The sequence below is a fragment of the Actinomycetota bacterium genome (assembly GCA_036280995.1).
GTDB lineage: Bacteria > Actinomycetota > CALGFH01 > CALGFH01 > CALGFH01 > CALGFH01.
In genome coordinates this window covers 1-2248 of record DASUPQ010000300.1, presented here as the reverse complement: position 1 = coordinate 2248, position 2248 = coordinate 1, and the positions used below count along the sequence as shown (strand labels likewise).

4 protein-coding genes are annotated in these 2248 nt (G+C 72.0%); all 4 read right to left on the bottom strand.

Features of this window, described 5'->3' with window-relative positions:
* Positions 1–563: hypothetical protein (locus VF468_10095; protein ID HEX5878660.1), on the bottom strand; the 563-nt coding region annotated here is incomplete at its 3' end.
* Complete coding sequence (locus VF468_10090) at positions 560–1354, bottom strand: hypothetical protein (protein HEX5878659.1); 795 nt, start codon at positions 1352–1354, stop codon at positions 560–562. The genes VF468_10095 and VF468_10090, both read right to left, overlap by 4 nt.
* A 122-nt stretch (positions 1355–1476) precedes the next feature.
* Positions 1477–1725: a helix-turn-helix domain-containing protein gene (locus tag VF468_10085; protein HEX5878658.1), complete on the bottom strand. Its 249-nt coding sequence runs from the start codon at positions 1723–1725 to the stop codon at positions 1477–1479.
* A 141-nt stretch (positions 1726–1866) separates the two neighbouring features.
* On the bottom strand, positions 1867–2248 hold a 382-nt coding region (locus tag VF468_10080), incomplete at its 5' end, for a flavoprotein (protein ID HEX5878657.1).

The window sequence follows — 2248 nt, the reverse complement described above, 5'->3', positions numbered from 1 at the left end:
TTGTGGTCACGCGGGCGGGCAGCCAGCCTGGCCGTTCGGCGATCAAGTGCGCGCTGGTCGATGCGCTGGCGGCGCCGGACGAAGGGGCTCCATTCGGCCCCGCCGGCGGCCCGCTCGGCATTCCACACCGACAGCGACGCGGCCAGCAGCCCCACCGGGACGGCCAGCCACACCTGGGTGGTCACCAGGTCCCAGAGGAACTGGCCGACCGTGACCCGGGTGCCTGGTGGCCCGAAGCCGAAGTGCAGGGCCACGTACTGCCAGAAGTGCTGGGGCACGAATACATGCCGGCGCAGCGCCTCCTGGGGGCCGGTCACGGCCAGCACCACACCGATGCCGGCGATGGCGGCGAGGGTGAAGCGCCACCAGTGCCAGCGGCGCTGGAGCAGGATTACCGCCTGCCCGACCAGCCAGGCGACGATGGATAGCGGCGAGAACCAGACCAGCATCAGCATGACCAGCAGCAGGCCGTTGGCGGCCGGCTGGCGGGCGGCTCGCGGAATTGGGTGGGCGGGGGTGGCTTGCCAGCCATGAGGGTGCTCAGGGCGAGTCGGGACGGTCATGCGGCACCTCCGGGGGTCGAGCGCAGATAGGTGGTCCCGGGCACCTCGGGGAGCAGGTGGATCTGGATGGGATGGCGGGGCCGGATGCGCTGGAGCTGCCCGGTCAGGTAGCCGGCGACCTCAGGGGGGGCGTAGTAGACGGTCCGCTGCCAGCGGCCATGCCGGGGCCGGGTCCAGGCCTCGCGCAGCCGGGCGGCGCCCTTGCGGGTCAGCTCGACCTCGACCGCGATCCGCTTGGGGAGGGGGTCGACGTCCTCGCCGTACAGGCCGGCGCCGGCGGCGGCCCCGGAGGTGTCGGGGAGCTGGATGGCGGCGTCGGGGACGTGGCTCTTGCCGGCCTCCCGGCGCAGCTGCCGCTCCGACAGCCAGCAGCCGCCCTCGGGGATGCTTGGCTCCAAGGCCAGCCGGACGACGCCGACGGCGTGGACGTGGGCGAGTTGGGGGATGACGAAGGACCAGGCCCGCACCTCCAGGCCGACCAGTCGCAGGGCCTTGGCGGTGGGGGCGACCCACAGGTGGCCGAGGAGGCGGTCGCGGTCGACGAGGCCGCGGTCCTCCCAGCGGGCTACCACATCACGCAGGGTCGTCTCGGCCAGCTGGCCCTCGATGCGTGGCGAGCCAGGTGAAAGCCGGCCCAGCAGCACCCGGAGGACGTCGGAGCGGGCCGCGTACTGCTGGCCGAGCCAGCGGAGGGCGGCGACGTCGCGGTCGGTGATGCCAGCGTCGGTGTCCCACCGCGGCCGCCGCGAGGTGCCGCCGCCGGGCCGGCCGCCGGCCGACGACGGACCCATGCGGGGACCGTGGACGTTGGGGCCGGGCCGGGTGCGGCCAGCCTGAAAGAAGCCCTCTGCGGGCAAGGGAACCTCCGAGGATAGGCCGGCCCGGGAGGCGTAACCGCCCGGGCCGCGAAGTGTTAGGTCGACTGCGAGCCGCGCGGGCCGTCCTGTCCAAGCAGGCGAAGCAGCGCGACCCGTGGGACAAGCACCCGGCGGCCGATGCGGCACACAGGGAGCTCGCCTCGCTGCGCGGCCTCGTACGCCAACGCCCGGGAGATGCCGAGCCGAGAGGCGGCCTCGCTCAGCGTGTATGTGAGACGGCCGTCGTCCCGGACAGCGCTGGCGTCCTCAGACGGCTGGCTGCTGGCTCTCTGCTCGTCCAGCATGTGGCGGCTCCTTCCGTGTGCTGCCTGGCCCCGGAGGTGCTGGAACACCTGCCGAGTAGCCGTGTGTGACGCCTCATACGGTGGCGTCCGGGCAGTACCGGCGGAACTTGACGAGCGTTGACGGCAGTTAACGAGAGCGCGTCAAGGGCCTTGCTCGACCGTGAGTTTGGCCAGCTCCTCACGCAATGCCTGCCACGGAAACAGGTCGCGGCTGGCTGGTCCTAGGTTCGGCGTCGGGAGCGGATAGGCGTCCGGATCGAACAGCAGGCGCACCCCCAACGCCTCCAGCTCTCTCATGCTGCGACGGAACGCGGGATGCTTGGCAAGGGCAATGTTGGGGAACGGCACCGCGACCACGGGAAGGCCGAGACCTAGTGCCTCGTTGAGCAGGCCGAGGGCGAGGGTATCGCTGATGCCGGCCGCCCACTTGTTGATGGTGTTGAAGGTGGCCGGGGCGACCACCATCGCGTCGGGCGGCGGCAGCACGTCAGGTTCCTCGGGCTGCTTGTAGTCGTAGCGGACG